Origin of the sequence: Mycobacterium sp. 4858, from assembly GCF_900240975.1 — a bacterium.
Taxonomy (GTDB): domain Bacteria; phylum Actinomycetota; class Actinomycetes; order Mycobacteriales; family Mycobacteriaceae; genus Mycobacterium.
This window is the reverse complement of the sequence record NZ_LT968775.1, coordinates 1,024,446-1,046,476: the sequence shown is the minus strand read 5'-3', so window position 1 is coordinate 1,046,476 and position 22,031 is coordinate 1,024,446. Positions and strand designations below refer to the sequence as shown.

At 66.1% G+C, this 22,031-nt stretch carries 20 protein-coding genes; 13 read left to right on the top strand and 7 right to left on the bottom strand.

What is annotated here, in order from left to right:
• Nucleotides 1-25: 25 nt before the first annotated feature.
• Complete coding sequence (locus C1737_RS04845) at nt 26-1,393, bottom strand: aldehyde dehydrogenase (protein ID WP_369807478.1); 1,368 nt, start codon at nt 1,391-1,393, stop codon at nt 26-28.
• A gap of 140 nt (nt 1,394-1,533) precedes the next feature.
• Between C1737_RS04845 and C1737_RS04840 the strand changes: the two genes are divergently transcribed.
• The 4 genes from C1737_RS04840 (at nt 1,534) to C1737_RS04825 (ending at nt 6,835) form a co-directional block, all read left to right on the top strand.
• Nucleotides 1,534-2,463 (top strand): alpha/beta hydrolase, encoded by a 930-nt coding sequence (locus C1737_RS04840; RefSeq protein WP_102417382.1) that lies wholly within the window; start codon nt 1,534-1,536, stop codon nt 2,461-2,463.
• 139 nt (nt 2,464-2,602) lie between these two features.
• Complete coding sequence (locus C1737_RS04835; protein ID WP_067927762.1) at nt 2,603-3,223, top strand: TetR/AcrR family transcriptional regulator; 621 nt, start codon at nt 2,603-2,605, stop codon at nt 3,221-3,223.
• Nucleotides 3,224-3,506: 283 nt separating this feature from the next.
• Complete coding sequence (locus C1737_RS04830) at nt 3,507-3,923, top strand: MmpS family transport accessory protein (protein WP_067927820.1); 417 nt, start codon at nt 3,507-3,509, stop codon at nt 3,921-3,923.
• Nucleotides 3,920-6,835 carry an RND family transporter gene (locus C1737_RS04825; RefSeq protein WP_068092385.1) on the top strand — a complete coding sequence of 972 codons (2,916 nt, stop codon included), beginning with the start codon at nt 3,920-3,922 and terminating at the stop codon, nt 6,833-6,835. The genes C1737_RS04830 and C1737_RS04825 overlap by 4 nt, the downstream gene beginning before the upstream one ends.
• Here the strand turns inward: C1737_RS04825 and C1737_RS04820 are convergent.
• The 4 genes from C1737_RS04820 to C1737_RS04805 all read right to left on the bottom strand — a co-directional run bounded on the left by C1737_RS04820 (nt 6,828) and on the right by C1737_RS04805 (nt 10,240).
• Complete coding sequence (locus C1737_RS04820; RefSeq protein WP_068092384.1) at nt 6,828-7,610, bottom strand: SDR family oxidoreductase; 783 nt, start codon at nt 7,608-7,610, stop codon at nt 6,828-6,830. The genes C1737_RS04825 and C1737_RS04820 overlap by 8 nt on opposite strands.
• A gap of 63 nt (nt 7,611-7,673) precedes the next feature.
• A complete protein-coding gene (locus C1737_RS04815; RefSeq protein WP_067927769.1) occupies nt 7,674-8,540 on the bottom strand; it encodes a hypothetical protein in 867 nt (288 codons plus the stop codon).
• 12 nt (nt 8,541-8,552) lie between these two features.
• Complete coding sequence (locus C1737_RS04810) at nt 8,553-9,782, bottom strand: acyl-CoA dehydrogenase family protein (RefSeq protein ID WP_102417381.1); 1,230 nt, start codon at nt 9,780-9,782, stop codon at nt 8,553-8,555.
• An 80-nt stretch (nt 9,783-9,862) separates the two neighbouring features.
• Nucleotides 9,863-10,240, bottom strand: a complete 378-nt coding sequence (locus C1737_RS04805; RefSeq protein ID WP_067927775.1) for a DUF1801 domain-containing protein — start codon at nt 10,238-10,240, stop codon at nt 9,863-9,865.
• An 82-nt stretch (nt 10,241-10,322) separates the two neighbouring features.
• Here C1737_RS04805 and C1737_RS04800 point away from each other — a divergent pair, with 82 nt between their 5' ends.
• From C1737_RS04800 to C1737_RS04790, 3 genes are read left to right on the top strand one after another with little or no spacing between them, the layout of a single operon-like run.
• Nucleotides 10,323-11,129 carry an acyl-CoA thioesterase II gene (locus C1737_RS04800; RefSeq protein WP_102417380.1) on the top strand — a complete coding sequence of 269 codons (807 nt, stop codon included), beginning with the start codon at nt 10,323-10,325 and terminating at the stop codon, nt 11,127-11,129.
• 56 nt (nt 11,130-11,185) lie between these two features.
• Nucleotides 11,186-11,716 carry a nuclear transport factor 2 family protein gene (locus C1737_RS04795; RefSeq protein ID WP_067927781.1) on the top strand — a complete coding sequence of 177 codons (531 nt, stop codon included), beginning with the start codon at nt 11,186-11,188 and terminating at the stop codon, nt 11,714-11,716.
• The gene (locus C1737_RS04790) at nt 11,713-12,813 is read left to right on the top strand and encodes an NAD(P)-dependent oxidoreductase (RefSeq protein WP_102417379.1); all 1,101 of its coding nucleotides are present in this window, start codon (nt 11,713-11,715) and stop codon (nt 12,811-12,813) included. The genes C1737_RS04795 and C1737_RS04790 overlap by 4 nt, the downstream gene beginning before the upstream one ends.
• A gap of 57 nt (nt 12,814-12,870) precedes the next feature.
• On the opposite strand, the gene C1737_RS04785 is transcribed toward C1737_RS04790, so the two are convergent.
• Nucleotides 12,871-13,842 carry an aldo/keto reductase gene (locus C1737_RS04785; RefSeq protein WP_102417378.1) on the bottom strand — a complete coding sequence of 324 codons (972 nt, stop codon included), beginning with the start codon at nt 13,840-13,842 and terminating at the stop codon, nt 12,871-12,873.
• Between the two features lie 83 nt (nt 13,843-13,925).
• Here C1737_RS04785 and C1737_RS04780 point away from each other — a divergent pair, with 83 nt between their 5' ends.
• Entirely contained in the window at nt 13,926-15,260 is a 1,335-nt protein-coding gene (locus tag C1737_RS04780) for an acyltransferase (RefSeq protein WP_102417377.1), read from the top strand.
• On the opposite strand, the gene C1737_RS04775 is transcribed toward C1737_RS04780, so the two are convergent.
• Nucleotides 15,257-16,855, bottom strand: a complete 1,599-nt coding sequence (locus C1737_RS04775; protein WP_233214700.1) for a cytosine permease — start codon at nt 16,853-16,855, stop codon at nt 15,257-15,259. The genes C1737_RS04780 and C1737_RS04775 overlap by 4 nt on opposite strands.
• 331 nt (nt 16,856-17,186) lie before the next feature.
• Between C1737_RS04775 and C1737_RS04770 the strand changes: the two genes are divergently transcribed.
• The 5 genes from C1737_RS04770 to C1737_RS04750 all read left to right on the top strand — a co-directional run bounded on the left by C1737_RS04770 (nt 17,187) and on the right by C1737_RS04750 (nt 22,024).
• A complete protein-coding gene (locus C1737_RS04770; protein ID WP_067927791.1) occupies nt 17,187-17,492 on the top strand; it encodes a hypothetical protein in 306 nt (101 codons plus the stop codon).
• Between the two features lie 203 nt (nt 17,493-17,695).
• Complete coding sequence (locus C1737_RS04765) at nt 17,696-18,364, top strand: TetR/AcrR family transcriptional regulator (RefSeq protein ID WP_067927795.1); 669 nt, start codon at nt 17,696-17,698, stop codon at nt 18,362-18,364.
• A 759-nt stretch (nt 18,365-19,123) separates the two neighbouring features.
• Entirely contained in the window at nt 19,124-19,837 is a 714-nt protein-coding gene (locus C1737_RS04760) for an MlaE family ABC transporter permease (protein ID WP_369804363.1), read from the top strand.
• Between the two features lies 1 nt (nt 19,838).
• On the top strand, nt 19,839-20,711 hold the full coding sequence (locus tag C1737_RS04755; protein WP_068092348.1) for an ABC transporter permease: 873 nt from the start codon (nt 19,839-19,841) through the stop codon (nt 20,709-20,711).
• 5 nt (nt 20,712-20,716) lie between these two features.
• Nucleotides 20,717-22,024, top strand: a complete 1,308-nt coding sequence (locus C1737_RS04750) for an MCE family protein (RefSeq protein ID WP_102417375.1) — start codon at nt 20,717-20,719, stop codon at nt 22,022-22,024.
• Nucleotides 22,025-22,031 lie beyond the last annotated feature (7 nt).

Genomic DNA, 22,031 nt, shown 5'->3' with positions numbered 1-22,031 from the left:
CCTCCGCGGATTCAACTGCTACCGATCAGTTTCCGGGCGCCGACCAGTGCACCACCTTCATCGCGGTCATCTCGTCGAGAAGTTCGGGCCCGAAGCCGAAGCCCGTACCGCTGGCCCGCCGGGGTTCGGCCGCGCCACCGGGCGCTCCGCCGAATACGGCGTTGACCTTCACCGTGCCCACCGGAAGGCTGCGCCAGGCTTCTTGGGCATGCGCCATGTTGCCCGTCAGCACGCTGGCGGCCAGGCCGTAGCGGTCGTCGGCGGCTTCCGTCAGCGCGGCGGCGAAGTCCGGCACCACCCGCACCGGCGCCACCGGGCCGAACGTCTCCTCGCGCATGATCAGCATGTCGGGCGTGCAGTCGGTCAACACCGTGGGCGGATAAAAGGAGCCCGGGCCGGGTCGCGGCTCGCCGCCGACCAGAACGTGGGCCCCGGCGCGCGTCGCGTCTTCGACGTGCGCGTGCACGTGCTCGCGGTGACGGGTATCGACCAGGGGCCCGATGCGGTCGGCCCACGAAATCGCCTCGTCGATCAACGCATTGAGGAACGCGTCCGCGATCGACTGCACGACAAACACCCGCTCCACCGAGACGCCGATCTGTCCGGCGTTGGCGAAGGCGCCCAGCGCGGTTTGCCCAGCCGCCCAGGCCGCGTCCACGTCGGCGTCGACGATCAAGGCGTCGTTGCCGCCATTCTCGAGGAGCGCTTTGGCGCCGCGTTCGGCGCAGGCCCGCGCGATCTGTCGGCCGGTCGCGCTGCTGCCCACGTGCGCGACGACATCGACCAACTCCGCGGCAGCCAGGTGTTCCCCGACCGTCTGGTCGCCGTCCACGATCTCGAGCACACCCTCGGGGAGCCGGGCGGCCAACAGTTCGGCGAAGCGCCGGCCAGTCTGCGGGGAACGTTCGCTGGGCTTGTGCACCACGGTATTGCCGGCCACGAGCGCCGCGCCGAGCAGGCCGGCCGCCACCGCGACTGGATCGTTCCACGGGGTGATCACCGCGACCACGCCGCGCGGCTGCGGAACCATCAGATCGGTTGCGGACCATCCGCCCTGCAGTGCGTGCCCACGATGCACCGGCCCGAGTTGGGCATACTGCAACAGCGCGCCGACGCCGGCGTCCACGCCGCCGCGCGCGTCGCCACGAAACTTGCCCGTTTCCCGCTCATTGAGTTCGGCGAGCTCCTCAGCCGCGGCGCTAACGTCGGCCGCCGCGGCGGCGATCGCGGCGGCCCGTTCGGCCGGCGGGGTGCGGGCCCACGCACCGGCGGCGGCCGCGGCGCGCCTGACCGCTTCGTCACAGTCGGCCGGCTCGGTGATCGGCACCTGCGTGACGGTATCGCCGGTGCGCGGATCCAGGACGCTGATGATCTTGGTAAGGGTCGAAGCCACGCCTGCGGATACCCTGTCCCCTGGCCGACCAATCAGCCGCCGGCAAAGCGTCGCAGCTCAGCGGGGCGAAGATGCCCCGAGACACAATCCTGACCCTGTATGGTCAGCGTGTCCGCCGACGAAACGGATCGAGGGCATCGATGGCAAACAGGTTCCCCGACAACGCCTTTGTCGCGCGGCAGGCGGTTGATCCAGGTCTTCGGAGGGTTGCCCGGTTCCTGCCGCACGGCTATGCCCTGCACCGTGGGCTCAAGGTTCAGCGGGCGATCATGAACGTCTTCGGTACCACGGGGCGGCTGCGCGACGTGCCGGAGGCGACGGTCAACGAGAACGTGACGGTTCGCCTGCATCGTCCCGGCCATGCCCGCGACCGGGCGCCTGCCCTGTTGTGGGTCCATGGCGGCGGCACCGTCATGGGCCATGCCGCCCAGGACGACAAATACCTTCGCAAGCTGGCCCACCGCACGGGGGTGGCGGTCACTGCCGTCGAACACCGCCTCGCCCCCGAGCACCCGTATCCGGCCCCCCTCGAAGACTGCTACGCGGCGCTGCTGTGGCTCGCGCGCCAGCCCTGGGTCGACCCGAACCGGATCGCCGTGGGTGGCGCCAGTGCCGGTGGGCATTTCGCGGCGGCACTGGCGCAGCGGGCTCACGACCGCGGCGACGTCAAGCTCGCGTTCCAAATGCTGGTGTATCCCATGCTCGATGATCGGACCGGCATGGGCCAGCGCGGCCAGAAGCGCATCATGTGGACCGGGACCGACAACCAGCTGGCCTGGCGCTGGTACCTCAACGGCGCCGACCCCCAAGCAGCCGTTCCGGCGCGGCGCGAAGATCTGTCCGGCCTGCCGCCGGCGTGGATCGGGGTCGGCACACTGGACCTGTTCTATGAGGAGTGCCTGGAGTACGCGCGGCGCCTGCGCCAGGCGGGTGTCGCGGTGCACGAAGAGATCGCCCCGGGCGCCTTCCACGCGTTCGACCAGATCGTGGACAAGGCGCCGGTGTCGGTGAAGTTCTTCGCCAGCCAGTGCGATCACCTTCGGGGTGCCCTGGCCGAATCGGCGGCCTGACACCCGGCGCCGCAGTGGCTGAATCGGCCTGTCCCCGAACGGGTCTTGCGTCGGCATGCCGCGGGCGGCGGGGCCTCCCCAAACGGCGAGATGACCGAGGCCGCGCATTTTGACTGCAAAGTGTGCAGAATGTGCAACTATGGAGGCCGTGGTCGTCAACCAGATGGGTCTGCGTGAGCGCCGCCGCCGCCAAACCAGCGCTGACATCCGCGACGCCGCGGTGCGCCTGACGCTGGAACGCGGATACGACAAGGTCACGATCGACGAGATCTGCGCCGCAGCCGGCATATCGACGCGCACGTTCTTCAACTACTTCCCCAACAAAGAGTCCGCACTCGCCTACGGCCCCTCGGACATCCCCCCCGAGCTGGTGGCGGATTTCGTCGCCGCAGGTCCGGCCCCCTATTCGGTGGTGCTGGCGGAACTGATCACGCTGGCCGCGCACCACCTTCGCGACGTGCCTCCGCGGCGCGAACACGCGGCCCACATGCTGGAACTCGCCAAGACCTCGCCGGCGGTCTTGGCCGCGTTTCTCGCCGATCTGGAGCGGTTCCAGACTCACTTGACCGACGTGGTCGCCCGCCGCCAGGGCATGCGGCCGGACGACGAGATCGTCGCGTTGATCGCCGCGCTGGCCCTGACCGCGGTGCGTTCGGGTATCGAGCGCTGGTCGAAGGGCGAGGCGGGTGACGACGACGACACGCCGATGCCGCACGTCGAGCGGGCCGCCGCGCTGGTCAACAGCATCTTCACCGAGTGATTTGAAACACTGAGAGCAATTGTTGCATGGTGTGCAACATATGCACAGTATGTACTATGCTCTCTCTGCGGTACTCGAGAACGCCTTCGCATCACATGGCACGTGTCGGCACTGGGGGCGACGGCCGGTGTTCTCGGGATGCCGTTGCCCTGAGACCGTCGAACTTTCGTAGACCCTGGTCGCCGTCGAAACCGTTGCGGTGCACCGTCAGTCGTCGCGCACAACTAGCCACATCATGATCGGATGATGAGGAGGAATCCCTCAGGTGCAGAAATCCAAGGGTTTGCGCAATGCATGGCTGCCCCTGCTGATCGTCGCGGTCCTGGTGGTCGGCGGCTTTGCCGTGGCCAGGGTCAAGTCTTTCTTCGGCGCCCACGACACCGGCATCATGACCAGCCCGCGACTGGATGATTCCAAGCCGTTCAAGCCCAAAGTGGTCAAGTACGAGGTCTTCGGCTCGGCCCGCACCGCCAACGTGAACTACTTGGACCTGTCCGCCGACCCCAAGCGGGTCGACGGCGCGCCATTGCCCTGGACGCTGGTGCTCAGCACGACCGCCCCCTCCGTCTTCCCCAACCTCTCGGCGCAAAGCGACGGTGATTCCCTCGGTTGTCGCATCACCATCGACGACGAAGTCAAGGCCGAGAACATGACCAACCGCGTGCACGCCCTGACCTTCTGCATGGTGAAATCCGCATGAGCACACACCTTGACGACGCCCGCACCGACACCATCCCCGTCGCCCAAGAACCGGTGCGGGAAAAGATTCCGCGAATCATTCGAACCTTCGCGGTGCCCATCATCATCGGCTGGATCGCGCTGATCGCGGTGCTCAACGTCGTCGTCCCGCAGTTGGACGAGGTCGGGAAGATGCGCTCGGTGGAGATGACTCCCGACGATGCGCAATCGGTCGTCGCGACCAAGCGAATGGGCGCGATCTTCAACGAGTACAAGTCCAACAGCTCGGTCATGATCGTGCTCGAGGGCCAAAACCCGCTTGGCGCCGACGCGCATGCCTACTACGACCAAATGGTCAAGAAGCTCGACGCCGACACCAAACACGTTGAGCACGTTCAGGATATGTGGAGCGATCCACTGACCGGCGCGGGCGCACAGAGCAACGACGGCAAGGCCGCCTACGTCCAGGTGTATCTGGCGGGTAACCAGGGCGAAGCCCTGGCGAACGAATCGGTCGAGTCGGTCCAAAACATCGTCAAAAGCCTGACCCCACCCAAAGGGGTGAAGGCCTACGTCACCGGACCCGCGGCCCTGTCGGCCGACCAGCACACGGCCGGCGACCGCAGCCTGCAGCTCATCACCGCGGCCACGTTCACGGTCATCATCGGGATGCTGCTGTTGGTCTATCGGTCCGTCGTCACCGTCTTACTCACGCTGGTGATGGTGGTCCTCGAGCTCTCGGCCGCGCGCGGAATGGTCGCTTTCCTGGGTTACTACAAGATCATTGGCCTCTCGACGTTCGCCACCAACCTCTTGGTCACGTTGGCGATCGCGGCCGCCACCGACTACGCGATCTTCTTGATCGGCCGATATCAGGAGGCCCGTGCCGTCGGCGAGTCACGCGAAGACGCGTACTACACCATGTACAAGGGCACCGCGCACGTGGTGCTCGGGTCGGGCCTGACGATCGCCGGTGCGACCTTCTGCCTGCACTTCACGAACCTGCCCTATTTCCAGACGCTGGGTATCCCGCTGGCCATCGGCATGGTGGTGGTCGTGGCGGCGGCGTTGACGCTCGGTCCCGCGGTCATTTCGGTGGCGACGCGCTTCCGTCGGACGCTCGAGCCCCGACGCAGCCAGCGCATTCGCGGGTGGCGCAAGATCGGCGCGCTCGTGGTCCGGTGGCCCGGCCCGATCCTGGTGCTGACCATCGGGATCGCGCTCATCGGGTTGCTGACCCTGCCCGGTTACCGCACCAACTACAACGACCGCAACTACCTGCCCGCCGATCTCCCCGCCAACGAGGGCTACGCGGCCGCGGACCGGCACTTCTCGCAGGCGCGGATGAATCCCGAAGTGCTGATGATCGAAAGCGACCACGATCTGCGCAACTCCGCGGACTTCCTGGTGATCGACAAGATCGCCAAGACGGTGTTCCGCGTGCCGGGAATCGGTCGCGTGCAGGCCATCACCCGACCGCAGGGCACGCCGATCGAGCACACCTCGATCCCGTTCCAGATCAGCATGCAGGGCGTCACCCAGCAGATGAACCAGAAGTACCAGGAAGACCAGATGGCCGACATGCTGCACCAGGCCGACATGATGCAGACGACCATCGACAGCATGGAGAAGATGTCGAGCATCACCGCGCAGATGGCCAACGACATGCATCAGATGGTCAAGAAGATGCACGACATGACCATCGACATCAACGAATTGCGCCAGCACATGGCCGATTTCGAGGACTTCTTCCGGCCCATCCGCAGCTACCTGTACTGGGAACGGCACTGCTACGACATCCCGGTGTGCTGGTCATTGCGTTCGGTGTTCGACGGCCTGGACGGCATCGACATCATGACCGACGACATCGAGAGCCTGCTGCCGATCATGGATCACCTCGACACGCTGATGCCCCAGATGGTGGCGTTGATGCCGTCGATGATCGAGAACATGAAGGCCATGAAGACGACGATGCTGACCATGTATGCGACCCAGAAGGGCCTGCAGGATCAGCAGAACGAGGCGCAGAAGAACTCCAATGCCATGGGCAAGGCGTTCGACGCGTCCAAGAACGACGACTCGTTCTACCTGCCGCCGGAGACCTTCAACAACGCCGAGTTCAAGAAGGGGATGAAGAACTTCATCTCCCCCGACGGCCATGCCGTGCGCTTCATCATCAGCCATGACGGCGATCCGATGTCGCAGGAAGGCATTTCGCACATTTCCGCCATCAAGAAGGCCGCCTACGAAGCGCTCAAGGGCACGCCCCTGGAGGGCTCGAAGATCTATCTGGCGGGGACCGCGTCGATCTACAAGGACCTCAGCGACGGCAACACGTATGACTTGCTGATCGCCGGGATCTCTTCGCTGTGCCTGATTTTTATCATCATGCTGCTCATCACACGCGGTGTGGTGGCGTCGGCGGTCATCGTCGGCACCGTGTTGCTTTCGCTGGGCGCGTCGTTCGGCCTGTCGGTGTTGATCTGGCAGCACCTCATCGGCATCGAGCTGCACTGGATGGTGCTCGCGATGTCGGTGATCATCCTGCTTGCCGTCGGCGCGGACTACAACCTGCTGTTGGTGGCGCGGTTCAAGGAGGAGATCTACGCCGGCCTGAACACCGGGATCATCCGGTCGATGGGCGGGACCGGCTCGGTCGTCACTTCGGCCGGCCTGGTGTTCGCCTTCACGATGATGACGATGGCGGTCAGTGAGCTGACGGTCATCGGCCAGGTCGGCACCACCATCGGCCTGGGTCTGCTGTTCGACACGCTGATCGTCCGGTCGCTGATGACGCCGTCGATCGCGGCGCTGCTGGGCAAGTGGTTCTGGTGGCCGCAGCGGGTGCGGCAGCGCCCGGTGCCGTCGCCGTGGCCCAAGCCCAGCGCCGAGCAGGCGCCGCAGGAGACCGAATCCCTCAGTCCCGCTAGGTAACCCAGTCCGGCTGCCCGGCGGTGTCGACCGCCGAGAAGTCCTTGTGGCCCAGGCCGGCGGTGGTGCCGCCGTCGACGACGAACTCCGAGCCGGTCGAATAGCTGGACTCGTCGCTGGCCAGGTAGACGACCAGGTTGGAGACCTCCTGGGGCTGGGCGATCCGCCCGAGCGCGGTCTGGAAGATGTCCTCGGGGACCCATTCGGTCATCGGGGTCTTGATGAGCCCGGGGTGGATCGAGTTCACTCGGATCCCGCTGGGCCCCAGTTCCAGTGCTGCCGACTTGGTCAGCCCGCGGACGGCGAACTTGGTGGCGGTGTAGCCGTGGCAGGCGATGGTGCCGGCGATGCCCTCGATCGAGGAGATGTTGATGATCGATCCGCGGCCGGCTTCCTTCATGGGCTTGACCACGGCGCGGATCCCGAGGAAGACGCCCGTCAGGTTGATGTCGAGGATCCGCTGCCACTCCGAGAGGGCGTAGTCCTCGAAGGTGCCGATGTTGATGATGCCGGCGTTGTTGACCAGGATGTCGATGCGGCCGAACTCGCTCAGGGCGGTGGCCACCGCCGCGTCCCAATCCTCGGGCTTCGTCACGTCGAGGTGCAGGTAGCGGGCCGCGTCACCGACCTCCGCCGCGACGGCCTTGCCCTCGTCGTCGAGGATGTCACCGAACACCACCTTGGCGCCCTCACCGACCAGCGCCCGTACGTGCGAGGCCCCCATCCCCCGCGCACCCCCGCTGATGAGTGCGACCTTCCCGGCCAGCCGTTCTGCCACTGCGATTCTCCTGTCGTGTGAGTCTCAAGCACCATACGTACCCCAGGCGGTGTATGGCCAGAGTCAGCCCACGACGTCGAAGATCGCCGCGGCGGAGGTGACGGCCTTGTCGGCATTCCCCTCGTCGTGCAGCAGCATCCGTACCCCGACGCGTCCCGGCGCGCCGGCATGCGCGGTGCCCTCGACGCGGAAGGGACCCACCTTGCCGCGCGACATGAACATGACGTGCCAGCTGACCACCTGGAGCTTCCGCGTTCCGGCGACGCCGGCGGCGAGGTCGATAGCCGCGGTTTCTAAGACGACGTGTTGCGGCCCGATGTGTAATGCGGCGTCGGGGGATGCGAGTTCGGTGCTGAGCTCGGGCAGCACCCAATGGCCGTCGTCGCGGCGGCTGGCCCCGAACGCCTGCCACAGCGGCGGCAGGTCCGGCGAATCCTCGACCACCAGTTCGGTGCCCGAAACATCCATCCGGTCAAGGCCTTCCGGCGGGATGCCGATAATCGCCCCCTGCCCCTCGTTGAAGGCGATCACCCGGTCCGGGTTGTCGGCGTCGACGATCTTGCACCGCCCGTAGCCCATGGTGCGCCCCTGGTGCACGATGCCGGAGCCGACGATCTCGACTCGGCTGACGTCGTAGCCGGGGTCGACGATCTGCACGGACGCGATGACCGGGTTGGGCACCGCGACCATGTCGGTCTGACAACCCTCCGGCGAGGAAATGGCCAACGGCGCCACCATGATTCCCCCGGCCTCGTTGCGCATGTCCCGGCGAATGGTGACCGTGTCGTCGGCCTCGCCCAAGTCCATCGAGGAGTGTTTGCGGCCGATGTAGCGGTAGCTGAGCAGCCCCGTCCAGCGCCGGTACAGTTCGTCCCGATAGGCGTCGGAGTCTCCCGCCAACTCCCGGATGTCACGAAGCTGGTCGCCCAATTCCGGCCTCCCTCAGGCTTTTCCGTGCCGCACCTGGTTGAACGGCACGCCGCGGTCGGCGGCGTACTCACGCGGAAAGTTCAGGACACGCTCCCCGATGACGTTGCGAGCCATCTCGGTGGTCCCGCCTCCGATGCTGGCGATCTGCCGGCCCAGGTAACGGGTGCCGATGTCGAGCAGCCCAGCCTCGTCCTCGATCACGGCCGAGGGGCCCGCGACGGCCAGCGCGGTGTCGTTTTCGACGTCGTGCACCTCGGCCATGGACAGCCGGATGATCGATCCCGCCGCGGGCGGGAGGGATCCGCTGGTCACGGCGTGGAAGACGTGCTCGCTGAGTTGCCCGTGCACGACACGATGGACCAGGGCACGGCCCACCAATTCGCGGACTCGTTCGCTGCCGGTCTGGTTCGTCTTCTCGACCAGGGCGAGCAGGTCAACCGAGATATCTTGCGCCTCAGCGATTCCCGGGCCGCTGGTGTACTCCGATCCGTCGCCCATGCTGCGGCGCTCGTGGTAGAGCTGGCGCGAGGCGACGTCCCACCCTTTCCCGGGCTCCCCCACCACGGCGTCGTCACCGACGTCGACGTCGTCGAAGAATTCCTCGCAGAACTCCACGGAGCCGTTGACCTGCTTGATGCGGTTGATCGTGACCCCGGGGTGCCGAAGCGGCACCAGGAACATGGTCAGCCCTTCGTGTTTCGGAACGCTCCAGTCGGTGCGGGCCAGGCACAGGCCGTAGTCGGCGGCGAACGCCCAGGTGCTCCATGTCTTGGCGCCGTTGATGATCCATCGCCCATCCCGGCGGTCGGCGCGAGTCAGCACACCCGCGAGATCCGACCCCCCGCTGGGCTCCGACAGCAGCTGCACCAGCACTTCGTCGCCGCGCAGTGCGGCCGCGATGTGGGTGCGCTTCTGCTCCTCGCTGCCCATGTCCAGGATCGTCGCGCAGCAGATGGCGAACGACGGAACGTTGAGCATCAAGGGGGTCTCGTAGGCCAGGGCCTCGGCGTCGAACGCTTTCTTGTATTCGTAGCCCAAGCCCAGCCCGCCGTATTCGCGCGGAAAGCAGATGCCGGCGAATCCGCCGTCGTACAGCCTTTTTTGCAACTCGCGGGCGCGCTGCCAGGAGGTGAGCGAGTCGCGTTGCAGAGCCATCGCGTCGCCGGAATCAAGCCGCGGCAGGTTCTCGGCCAGCCACGCCTTGGCCCGGCCCCGGAATTCCTCGACCGACTCCGACGTCACCGGATGACCTCTCGTTCGAGCGTCGACCTTGTGCTGGGCGACTGTACAGCAGCGCTGCCGCGGCTGTACAGGTCGGCGCCTCACGACCGGTTCAACTCCACCGCGGAGCGGATCAGCGCCGTCAGCGCCTTCACGTCGAGCTCGTCGCCCTCGTGAAAATCGATCGCCCGTCGGGTGTTGCCGTCGAGACTGGAGTTGAACAGGCCAGCGGGATCATCGAGCGAGGCCCCCTTGGCGAAGGTCATCTTCACGACGTTCTTGTAGGTCTCGCCGGTGCAGATCATTCCGTCGTGGTACCAGACCGGGACGCCCCGCCACTTCCACTCCTCGACCACGTCGGGGTCGGCGTCCTTGACGAGTTGCCTGATGCGGGCGAGCATCTCGCCGCGCCAATCCCCCAACTCCTTGATCCTGGCGTCGATCAGCTCAGCGGGAGATTCGTCTTTGGAGTCGGCCATCCTGGCTTACCTTTCCGATGTTGTCGCTCGACCGCCCCGTTCCGACGACGGGGTCGGCGGCCCGTAGTCTGCAGTACTCAGCATGACCGATACACATCCCTTTGACGACGCCGTCCGCCTCGAGACCGTCGACGCCGACACCAGGCGCGGGCGGACCCATCCGGAATGGGCCAACATGGTGGGTCCCTTCGGCGGGATCACCGCCGCCGTGATGCTGCGCGCCGTCGAGTCGCACCCCGACCGCCTCGGCGAGCCGCTGGCGTTGACGGTCAACTACGCCGCGCCGATCGCCGACGGCGACTTCGACATCTCACTGCGGGCCGCGCGCACAAATCGCTCCAACCAGCACTGGATCGCCGAACTCGCCCAGGACGGAGACGTCAAGACGACGGCGACCGCGTTGTTCGCGATCCGGCGCGACGGTTGGGGCGACACCGAAAGCCGCCCGCCGAGCGCACCGGACCCGGAGCAGCTTCCTGCCACGGATCCGGGCCTGGTGCGCTGGACGAGCCTCTACGACATGCGCTACGTCGAAGGCCCCATGCCCGGCAAAGACGGCCACCCGAACCCCTCGTCGACGACCACCCTGTGGGTGCGCGACGGCGCGCAACGCCCCGTCGACTACCCGGCGCTCGCCGCGCTATGCGACGCGTTCTACCCCCGGGTGTTCCTGCGGCGGGGCGCCATCATCCCGTCCGGAACGATCTCGCTGACGACGTACTTCCACGCGGATCGGCACGAACTCGACCGCTCAGGCGACGACTTCGTCCTGTGCACCGCCCACGCCAACCGCTTCAGCCGCGGCTACTTCGACCAGAGCGCACAGGTGTGGACGCGCGATGGCGTGCTGCTGGCCACCACGCACCAGGTCGTCTACTTCAAAGGCTGAAGGGTTTACACTTCGCCGGGGAAACGTCACGCAGAGCCGCATAGAATCGAGCCGCCATGACAGAGCGCGCGGAGCGCAGCGTCACCGACGCGGACACCGCCACGCTGCTGGCCATCGAATCCATCAAGCAGCTCAAGGCCCGTTACTGCCGGCTGCTCGATACCAAGGACTGGGCGGGGTGGCGCACCATCTTCACCGATGACTTCCTCAGCGACACGGCCGAGGCCGGCGGCAAGGTCATCGAGGGGGCGGACGAGTTCGTGGCGTTCACGCGCAAGGCGCTCGGGCGGCCCGGGCAGGCCACCGCCCACCAGGTGCATGCCCCCGAGATCACGCTCACCTCGGAGACGGCCGCGCGCGGGGTGTGGGCGCTGCAAGACGTCGTCCGATTCGGCCCCGGCGTGACCCTGGTCGGCTACGGCCACTACCACGAGACCTACGAGAACATCGCCGGGCAATGGTTCATCAAGAGCTCCAAGCTGACTCGACTGCGAGAGGATATCGTCACTCCGGTGTTTTCGCTCTACATCTCCGACCGAATCCGCCGGGCCATCGGCCGAGTCGCGAATATGGTGATGAACCCATGACCGCCTCCACCGTTTTGGTCACCGGCGCATTCGGGCAAATCGGCAAGCGCTGCACGCAGATCCTGCTGGACCGGGGACGCACCGTGATCGCATTGGATCTGCGCACCGAGAACACCGTCGCCGTCGAAAAAGAACTGGCCGCCGCCCGCCACCCCGGAACGCTGATCCCGGCCTACACCGATCTGCTGGACGCCGAGGCGCTGCGCGACCTCGTCATGACCCGTCAACCCGACGCGGTCGTCCACCTCGCCGCGGTCGTGTCCCCGTTGTCGTATCGCAAACCCGCGCTGGCACGCAAAGTGAATGTGGGTGGGACCGAGAATCTCCTGGCAGCGTGCGCCGCACTCACGCGCCCGCCGTTGTTCCTGATGGCCTCCAGCGCCGCGGTGTACGGGTCGCGCAACCCGTACCGTCAGCCCGAACGGATCACCCCGGACACCCCCGTGAATCCCATCGATCAATACGGTCAGGACAAGGTGCTCGCGGAGGCGGCGATCCGCGCGAGCGGCCTGCCGTACGCGCTCTTCCGGCTGGGCGGGGTCATCTCGCCGGATATGCACACCACCGTCAACGGCGACTCCCTGCTGCTGATGCGATCCATGCCCGGCGACAACCGCATGCACGCGGTCGATGCTCGCGATGTGGCGCTGGCCTTCGCCAACGGCGTCGACCGGCAAGCCGGCATCGCGGGCAAGGTGATACTCATCGGCGGCAACGAGTCCTATGTCCTCACTCAGCGCGACCTCGAGGACGCCCTGATGGAAGCCATCGGCCTCGGTCGCCTCGGCCCGTCCGCCAGCCTGCCGGGCGACCCGACCGACGACCGCGGCTGGAGCTTCACCGGCTGGTATGACACCACCGAAGCCCAGGCGCTGCTCGATTTCCAAGAGCACGACTGGTCGCAGACGCTGGCCTGGATCGCCGAGACGCAGGGCCGTCTGCGCATGGTGGTTCGGCTGCTGAGCCCGGTCTTGCGGCCGGTCCTGCGGACCGTCCTGATGGTGCAGCGCCGGCTCGAGGGGCGCGGTCCCTACGCCGACCCCTGGACGCTGATCGAAAGGAAATACGGCACCGCGGCACTCGCCGGCGCGGACTAGCAAGCGATCATTACCGAGAGCTGTTGCACCGCAACATGACTCGCACGCCCGCACCCGTCAGCGATCGATCCATCCCATCTGCGCTTCGGCATGATGGCCGCCCACGGGCGGGGTGATCCGATCGAGCCGGGACAGTTGCTCGGGTGACAGTTGGACGGCATCAGCACCGACGTTCTCCTCGAGCCGCGCCACCCGCTTTGTGCCCGGAATCGGCACGATGTCAGGCCCTTTCGCCAACAGCCAGGCCAGAGCGACCTGAGCCGGGGTCGCACCGACGTCGGCGCTGATGGCGCGCAATTCGTCGGCGCTTTGCAGGTTGTGCTGGAAGTTCTCGTCGAAAAACCGCGGATTGGTCTTGCGGTAGTCGCTGTCCGGCAGCCCCTCGGTGGAGCGGATGGCGCCGGTGAGGAAGCCGCGGCCCAGCGGTGAGTAAGCGACGAATCCGATCCCCAATTCGCGCAGCACCGGCAATATCTCGTCCTCCTGGTCGCGCGTCCACAGCGAATACTCGGATTGCACCGCGGTGATGGGATGCACCGCGTGCGCACGCCGGATGGTGTTGACGCCGACCTCCGAAAGGCCGATGTGCCGGACCTTCCCGGCGGCGACCAGCTCGGCCAATGCGCCGACCGTGTCTTCGATCGGGGTGTCCCGGTCAAGGCGGTGCTGATAGTAGAGGTCGATTCGGTCGGTGCCGAGCCGTTGCAGCGAACCCTCGACGGCGATACGGATGTTGGCGGGGCTACTGTCCAGGCCGTTGCGCCCGGTGTGCGAGATCAGGCCGAACTTGGTGGCCAGCACCACCTGATCGCGGCGCCCCTGCAAGGCGCGGGCGAGCAGTTCTTCGTTGACGTAGGGGCCGTACACCTCGGCCGTGTCGATCAGCGTGACACCCAGGTCGATCGCGCGGTGGACGGTGCGGATCGCCTCGGCGTCGTCGCTGCCGGCGCCGGCGTAGGCCACCGACATGCCCATGGCGCCCAGGCCGATGCGGCCGACCTCCAAGCCGGCAAGGCGAGCTTGTTTCATGGCGTCATTGTGCGCTCAGCGACTTCGGGCCGTGGGGCGGGTACCGTTGCGCGAGTGCACCGCATCGATCTGACCGCGATCCGATGGACGACATAGAAACGACGCGACCGGCCCGCAATCTGGCGGTGGACTTCTACCGCGCGTCGGGCGTGGTCCTCATCGTGCTGGGCCACTGGCTGGCCGGTTCCGTGACCTACCACGACGGGCAATTCGGCCGGGAGAACCCGCTGCTGGACATGCCCTGGACGCAATGGTTGACCTGGATCTTCCAGGCGGTGCCGGTGTTCTTCTTCGTGGCCGGCTACGCCGGAGCCGTGTCGTGGGCGCACCGCCGCGAGGGCGGCAGCTTCTCACGCCAGGCCTGGATCCGGCATCGACTGGCTCGGGTGCTGGGTCCGACGACGGTCTACGTCGCGCTCGTTTCGGTGATCGTGGTGGCGCTCCAGGCCCAACGGGTGCCGGGCACCGTGCTGGAATACGCGGGGTGGGCGGTGGCCATGCACCTGTGGTTCCTCGCCGTGTACGTGCTGGTCGTCTCACTGACGCCCATTGCCGTTGCGGCACATCGACGTTGGGGCCTGAGGGTACCGGCGGTACTGGCCGCCGGGGTCGTCCTGATCGACGCCGTGTCGCTCGCGGGCCACGTGCCCTACGTCGGCTCGCTCAACTACCTGTTGTGCTGGGGCCTGCTCTATCAGCTCGGCATCGCCTGGGAGGGTGGGCTGTTGGCCGGCCGCAGACCGGTGTTGCTCGCCGCCGGTTCGGCCGTCGCCCTGGCACTGCTGATCCGAGTGGGGCCGTATCCGGTGAGCATGATCGGCGTTCCGGGGGAACCGATCGAGAACACGACGCCGCCCACGGTGGCGATGATGGCGTTCGCCTGCACGCAGGCCGGGCTGGCGATGGCAGTTGCGGCGATGCTCGACCAGGTCCTGCACCACGGCCCCGTGCGGCGCGTGTTGTCGACCGCCAACGCCAACGTGATGGCGCTTTACCTGTGGCACATGATTCCTGTGGTCATCGTCGCGATCGTCGCTTATCCGGCCGGCCTGATACCCCAGCCCCATGAGGGGTCTGCGACGTGGTGGCTGGTCCGACTGGAGTGGATCACGATCCTCAGCGTGGTTACGGCGGTCGAGTTGGTGCTGCTGTGGTGGCAGCGGCGGTTCTTCGCGGTTCCGCTGCCGACGTTCGGACTACCGCTCGGCGATCGCTGGGGCGAAACGATCATGCTCTCCGGCGCCGTCCTGGCCGCCGTTGGTCTGCACCTTTTGGCCCAGGGCGGCTTCGCACCGGACGGGCGCTTCTCCTGGCCGGCCGCGGCGGTGTTCGCCGCCGGCGTGGTCTTGGTGGCGTTGCGGCCCAAGGCGCCGTCGCCGGTGAGCGGCGTCGAGGCGCAGCGGCGCAGCGGCGCCTAGTGGTGGGCCGGCAGCACGTGGTCGGCCAGCCTGTCGGTGGACAGGCACAGCGAGCAGACATGCGCGTCGTGGGTTTCACACGCCGTCACGTCCGGCCGCTCGTAGTCATGATGGCAGACGTGGCACTTCAACTGCGCCGCTGAGGGATTGCCGTATTCGTCATACATGGGCAAGTCGATGCCGTCGTGGGTGCGACGCAGGTAATACCTGCCCTTGGTCGCGATCGCCAGGATCGGCGGCATGACCAACGCGACGACGATCGCCACCAACGGCGAGTACGGACGCAGCGCCTCACCGAGGCCGCCGAAGAAGGCGACTATCGACAACCCGGCGGCCAACAGCATCGACCCGAAGCCCACCGGATTGATGGCATACAGCATGCCGCGCCGAAACTCCGGGCGCTTCGGTGACAACTTGAGCAGGTACTTGTTGAACACGATGTCCGACGCCACGGCCACCACCCATGCCATTCCACAGTTGGCGTAGAACCCCAGGATCGTGTTCAGGACGTCGAACATGTCGGATTCCATCATGATCAACGCAATGACGAGGTTGACGGCGAGGAAGACGACCCGCCCCGGGTAATGCTTGGTGACCCGGGTGAACGAATTGGTCCACGCCAAGGAACCCGAGTATGCGTTCGTCACATTGATCTTGATCTGGCTGAGCACCACCAGGACCACCGCGAGTGTCAGCGCAAGCCATCCCGGCATGAAGTCGCGGTAGATCAACAAGAATTGGTGCACGGGCTGATTGGCGACCGACGTCGAGCCCGCAACGCGAGCGATCAGATAGACGGCCAAAAACAGGCCGATGATCTGTTTGATCGCTCCGAACACGACCCAGCCGGGTCCGGCGAGCAGCACCCACGTCCACCAACTGCGCGAGTTCGCCGGCGTCCGCGGGGGCATGAAACGCAGGTAGTCGATCTGCTCGGCGATCTGCGCGATCAGCGACAGGCACACGCCCGCCGCCAACAACGTCGAGCCGATGTTCACCGCGCCGCCGCCGCGGCCGTGGTACCCGAAGAACTGGTGGATGGAGTCCGGGTGGCGCACCACGAGGTAGACGAACGGAACGACCATCAGGATCAACCACAACGGCGTCGTCCAGAGCTGGAGCTGGGACAACACCTTCATGCCGTAGATCACCAGCGGGAAGATGATCAGCGTCGAGCAGGCATAGCCGGCCCAAAGCGGGAGGCGCAGGCCGAGCTTGAGGCCCTGCGCCATGATCGAGCCCTCGAGGGCGAAAAAGATGAAGGTGAACGACGCGAAGATCACGTTGGTGACCACCGAGCCGTAGTAGCCGAAACCGCTACCCCGGGTGATCAGGTCCAGGTCGAGGTTGTAGCGCGCCGCGTAATAGGCCAACGGCAGCCCGGTCGCGAAGATCACCAGGGCGAAGATCCCGATGCCGCACAACGCGTTGCCGGTTCCGTAGGAGATGCCGACATTGGCGCCGATCGCGAAGTCGGCCAAATACGCGATGCCGCCGAGCGCCGAGATGCCCACTACGGCTGTCGACCATCGTCGATAACTGCGCGGTGCGAACCGCAGCGTGTAATCCTCGAGCGTCTCTTTGGTGGCCGTCATGGTGTCCAGGTCCACCTCGGCCGCGGACGGATTGGTGTCGGATTCGGTTTCCTGCGTCATGCACTCCCCCTCGCCCACAAGTCCCGCCGAAGATAACCGACGCGGGTTGCGACAAAGTGACGCCCGGCATCGGCGAAGCCGCCCGCCGAGGTGCTGGATACGCCGACCGGCATCACGCTCTGTGGGCTAAACGACCTACGACCCCTCGATTGGGGTCGTAGTGCCCTGGGCGGGACGGTACCCGGGGAGAAAACGTTTTCCTCAAGGCTCGGATTCCGTGAACAGTTGAGCCTAGGCTAGACCAAGACACCCTCGCTAAGGGAGTACACAGATGTCACACGCTACGCTCCACACCAATCACATCCCTCAGCAACGCGCGCAGGATGCCCAGCTTCTGAAGGAGTCCGGGGTCCACAAGCTCGTCGTCACCGACCGCGACGGCAACTGCTTGGCGTTCTTATTGGCTTGGGAAAGCTTCGACTACGACGCTGAGACGGATACCTATGTGTGCGTGGCCGACGGCGACGGCAGAGAGCTGATGACCGTGTACACCGCCGGCGAGATCAAGCCGGCCGCCAAAGCGAACACGTATGTGGTAACCGCGCCGGACAGATTCGGCGGCCCCAGGGCGCTGTAGACGCGCCGATCGACGGGCCCGACCGGCCGGCGGCTTCTTTCACGCCTTCTTGGCGCGGTTGACCCGCGCGGTGATCCGATCGCCTCAGCCACCGATATCGCTGGTGGCTGCCGGCCCCACCCCGCGGCACACCTGGCGGGACCTTGACATCGCGAAACTTATGATAGACCGTTCGTACGGTTAGTTTGAGTCGAAGGTGGAAGATGCCCCGACCTGGGAGACGTGGCGAGATTTTCGACGCGTTCGTCCGTTATGTCGCCGAACGCGGCTACGACAGAACGAATATGGGCGACATCGCCGACGAGCTTGGCATGTCGAAGGGCACCATCGTCCATCACTTCGGGACCAAAGCGCAGATGTTGCGCGAACTCGAAGAGACCCACCTGGCCCGCCAACTCGATGCGCTGCAGATGGCGTGGGCCCGCCTGGCCGCGCCGCACGAACGCATCGCCGCAATCATCTACGCCTCCGCACTGCTCCAAGTGGTCGCTCGCGATGCGACGGTGGCAAGCCAGCGCGAAGTGGTTCAGCTGTTCGATGACCCCGCTATGCACCAGGTGCGGAAGTTGCGAAATCAGTTGCAGGCGCTGGCAACTGACGAGATCCGCAACGGGATAGAGAGCGGCGTGTTCCGAAGCGTCGACGTCGAGCTGGCAGCACTGCAGCTGTGGGGATCGCTGCAGTGGATGTGGGTATGGTTCGATCCCACCGGTTCCCGGACTCCCGAACAAGTCGGTGCCGCGTTCGTCGACGTGTTCCTCGGCGGACTGCTACTCGACCGACTGGCGCTCGGAAAGTGGGCAAACCCTTCCGCGGAGGTCGTCTCGGTGGTGCGCGAATGCCTCACCGCAGTCACCAGTTCTGGTGATTGACCGATCGGCCTCTAATACCTTGTGCAGGTCGGTAATTGGCCCGAACTGTTGCCCGCCTGATCGCCTTGGCCGTTCTTAACCGACCGGAGACGAGCGCCGGAGCGCGGCATCGTCGCCGTACGCCCGGTCGGTTATAAGGGCCCGCTTTCTCTTTATCCGTCCGTTGTCACCGGACACCGATTCACCCGGTCACTAGCCAAAGTTCCTGGTATTTGCCCGAACAACTCTACTGCAGCTCCGAGCGCTCTTCGGGCAGTTCGGTGGTGCAATTCGAGCCAGCGTGGCGGTTATTGACTGACCGTACGGTCTAATGCAATAGTGACTGCGTGGCGCAAACGAGGGCGGCATGGAGCTGAAAGCACGGTCCCGAAGTGCCGGTCGGGGGGATCACCTGGTCGACCGACATCGGAAACAAGGTGCTGCGCCAAGCGGCGGAAAGCGCCGAGCGCCGTCGCGGCGAGAGGTAGAGAGCAGAAGCCCGGAGTTGCATTCGCTGCCAGGTACTTCGAAACCTGCCGCATTGCAGAGCCTTTCGATACCAGCTCACCAGATCAATCAGACCGCGAGGCGGGTTCACGTCCACGCTCGCGATCCCCGTCCAGCGACCGTGCGTACCCCGCTTGACCCAGCAGTTCAGCCCTCGCGACTGAGTGCGCGGTCGGGTCAGGGGCGGCGCGGATGACCACCTCACACCTGACCGCCAGCAAAATAGGCCAAAGGATTCGACCGGGCACGGAAGTGGCCGGCGGGTTCTTCCGCATGTGCGTGCTGACCGGCAAGGCGCTCAGGCAGCCGTTCGAGTGGCGCGAGTTCATCTGGAACGGCTGGTTTCTCATGCGGGTATCACTGCTGCCCACGATCGCGGTGTCCATCCCCGAAACCGTGCTCCTCATTTTCACGCTCAACCTGCTGCTGGCCGAGATCGGCGCCGCCGACGTCTCGGGTGCCGGGGCCGCGATCGGCGCGGTCACCCAGCTCGGCCCGATCGTGACGGTGCTGGTGGTCGCCGGCGCGGGCGGCACCGCCATCTGCGCCGACCTCGGCGCGCGAACCATCCGCGAGGAGATCGATGCGCTCGAGGTGCTCGGCATCGACCCGATCCACCGGCTGGTGGTCCCCCGCGTCGTCGCCTCGACACTCGTCGCTGTGCTGCTCAACGGCCTCGTGGTCGCCGTCGGCCTGGGGGGCGGCTACCTGTTCAGCGTGTACCTGCAGAACGTCTCGAGCGGTGCCTACCTCTCCACGCTCACGGCGCTCACCGGCCTGCCCGAGGTGGTGATCGCGTTCATCAAGGCGGCGACGTTCGGGCTGATCGCCGGCCTGGTCGGCTGTTACCGCGGGCTGATCGTTCGCGGCGGGTCCAAGGGTTTGGGCACCGCCGTCAACGAGACGGTGGTGCTGTGCTTCATCGCCCTGTTCGCGGTCAACGCCGCGCTGACCACCATCGGCGTCCGATTCGGGACGGGGCGCTGACATGGCCGCGGCCACAGGGGTTCCCGCCCGGCACCTCCACGTTCCGCGGGCCGCCCTCATTCGATACGGGGAAGCCCCCGACCGAGTACTGGTCGAGATCGGGCAAATGGTCTGGTTCGCCCTGAGCGCAATCGGGCAGATCCCGTTCGCCGTGCACCGCTACCGCAAGGAGCTGCTGCGCATGGTGGCCCAGATGGGCATGGGCACCGGCGCGATGGCCGTGGTCGGCGGCACCGCCGCCATCGTCGGGTTCATCACCCTGTCCGCCGGCTCACTGGTCGCCATCCAGGGCTACGCGACGCTCGGCAACATCGGTGTCGAGGCATTCACCGGCTTCTTGGCCGCCCTGGTCAACGTGCGGTTCGTGGCGCCGGTGGCCGCCGGCCAGGCGCTGGCCGCCACGGTCGGCGCCGGCGCCACCGCCGAACTGGGCGCCATGCGCATCAGCGAGGAGATCGACGCGCTCGAGGTGATGAGCATCCGGTCGATCCCCTTCCTGGCGTCCACCCGGGTCGTGGCGGGCCTGATCGTGATCATCCCGCTCTACGGGTTGGCGATGACGATGGCCTTCCTGTCCCAGCAGGTCACGACGGTCTTCTTGTACGGGCAATCCATCGGCACGTACAACCACTACTTCCACACCTTCCTGCGCCTCAACGACGTGGCCTGGTCCTTCGCAGAGGTGATCCTGGTCGCGGTGGTCGTGATGACCACCCACTGCTACTACGGCTACACCGCCACCGGCGGGCCGGTCGGCGTTGGCGAGGCGGTGGGCCGGTCGATGCGGTTGTCGTTGATCACGATCGTCGTGGTGGTCGTTCTCACCGCGATGGCGGTGTACGGCAAAACCCCGAACTTCAACCTCACCGTGTAGCCGCCATGACCACCCCGGTGAAGCAGAACCCGCAACGCATACCTCCGTACCGGACGGCGGCTTTGGTGTTTTTGGTCGTCGCCGCGGTGGTGCTGGGGTTCGTGTGGTTGCAGTTTCGCGGCCGGCTCTCGCCGACGACACGCTTGACGATGTTGGCTCCCCGGGCCGGTCTGGTGATGGATCCGGGGTCGAAGGTCACCTACAACGGCGTGGAAGTCGGCCGGGTGGCCAGCATTTCGGAGGTCGAACGGGACGGCACACCGGCGGCCAAATTCGTCTTGAACGTGAATCCGAAGTGGATCGAGCTCATTCCGGCCAACGTGGACGCCAACATCAGGGCGACCACGGTGTTCGGCAACAAGTACGTCTCGCTGACCTCGCCGAAAAACCCGGCGGCGCAACCCATCACACCGGAGCACGTGATTGACGCGAGGTCGGTGACAACCGAGTTCAATACGCTGTTCGAGACACTGACCACGATCACGGAAAAGATCGATCCCGTCAAGGTGAACCTGACGCTGGCGGCGGCCGCGCAGGCGTTGACCGGGTTGGGCGACAAGTTCGGGCAGTCGATCGTCAACGCCAACGCCATCCTCGACGACATCAATCCGCAAATGCCGCAGATCCGGCATGACATTCAGCAGCTGGGGGTCCTGGGCGACATCTACGCCAACGCCGCACCGGATCTGTTGGACGCCCTCAACAACGCGGTGATCACCGCACGCACGGTGCACCGGCAGGAAAACGACCTGGACGCAGCGTTGTTGGCGGCGGCCGGGCTGGGCAACACCGGCGCCGACATCTTCGCCCGCGGCGGGCCCTACCTACAGCGGGGGGCCGCCGATCTGGTGCCCACCGCCGGCCTGCTCGACACCTACAGCCCGGAGTTCTTCTGCACCATCCGCAACTACTACGACGAAGAACCCCATGCCTATGAGACGACCGGCGGCGGCAACGGATACGCGCTGAGAACCATGACCGAACTGACGTCGGGATTGGGCGGCATCCTCACGCTCCCGGGGTTGGCCGGCACCGCGGCCACGATGGGACTCCTCGGACTGGCCGGGCTGGTCGGCGGGGCACCGAATCCCTTTGTGTATCCGGACAATCTGCCGCGGGTGAACGCGCACGGCGGCCCCGGGGGCGCGCCTGGCTGCTGGCAGGCCATCACCCATGACCTGTGGCCGGCGCCGAGTCTGGTGGTGGACACCGGCGCCAGCCTCGCGCCGTACAACCACCTAGAAACCGGCTCGCCGTACGCAATCGAGTACGTGTGGGGCCGCCAGGTCGGGGACAACACGATCAACCCATGACAGCGAT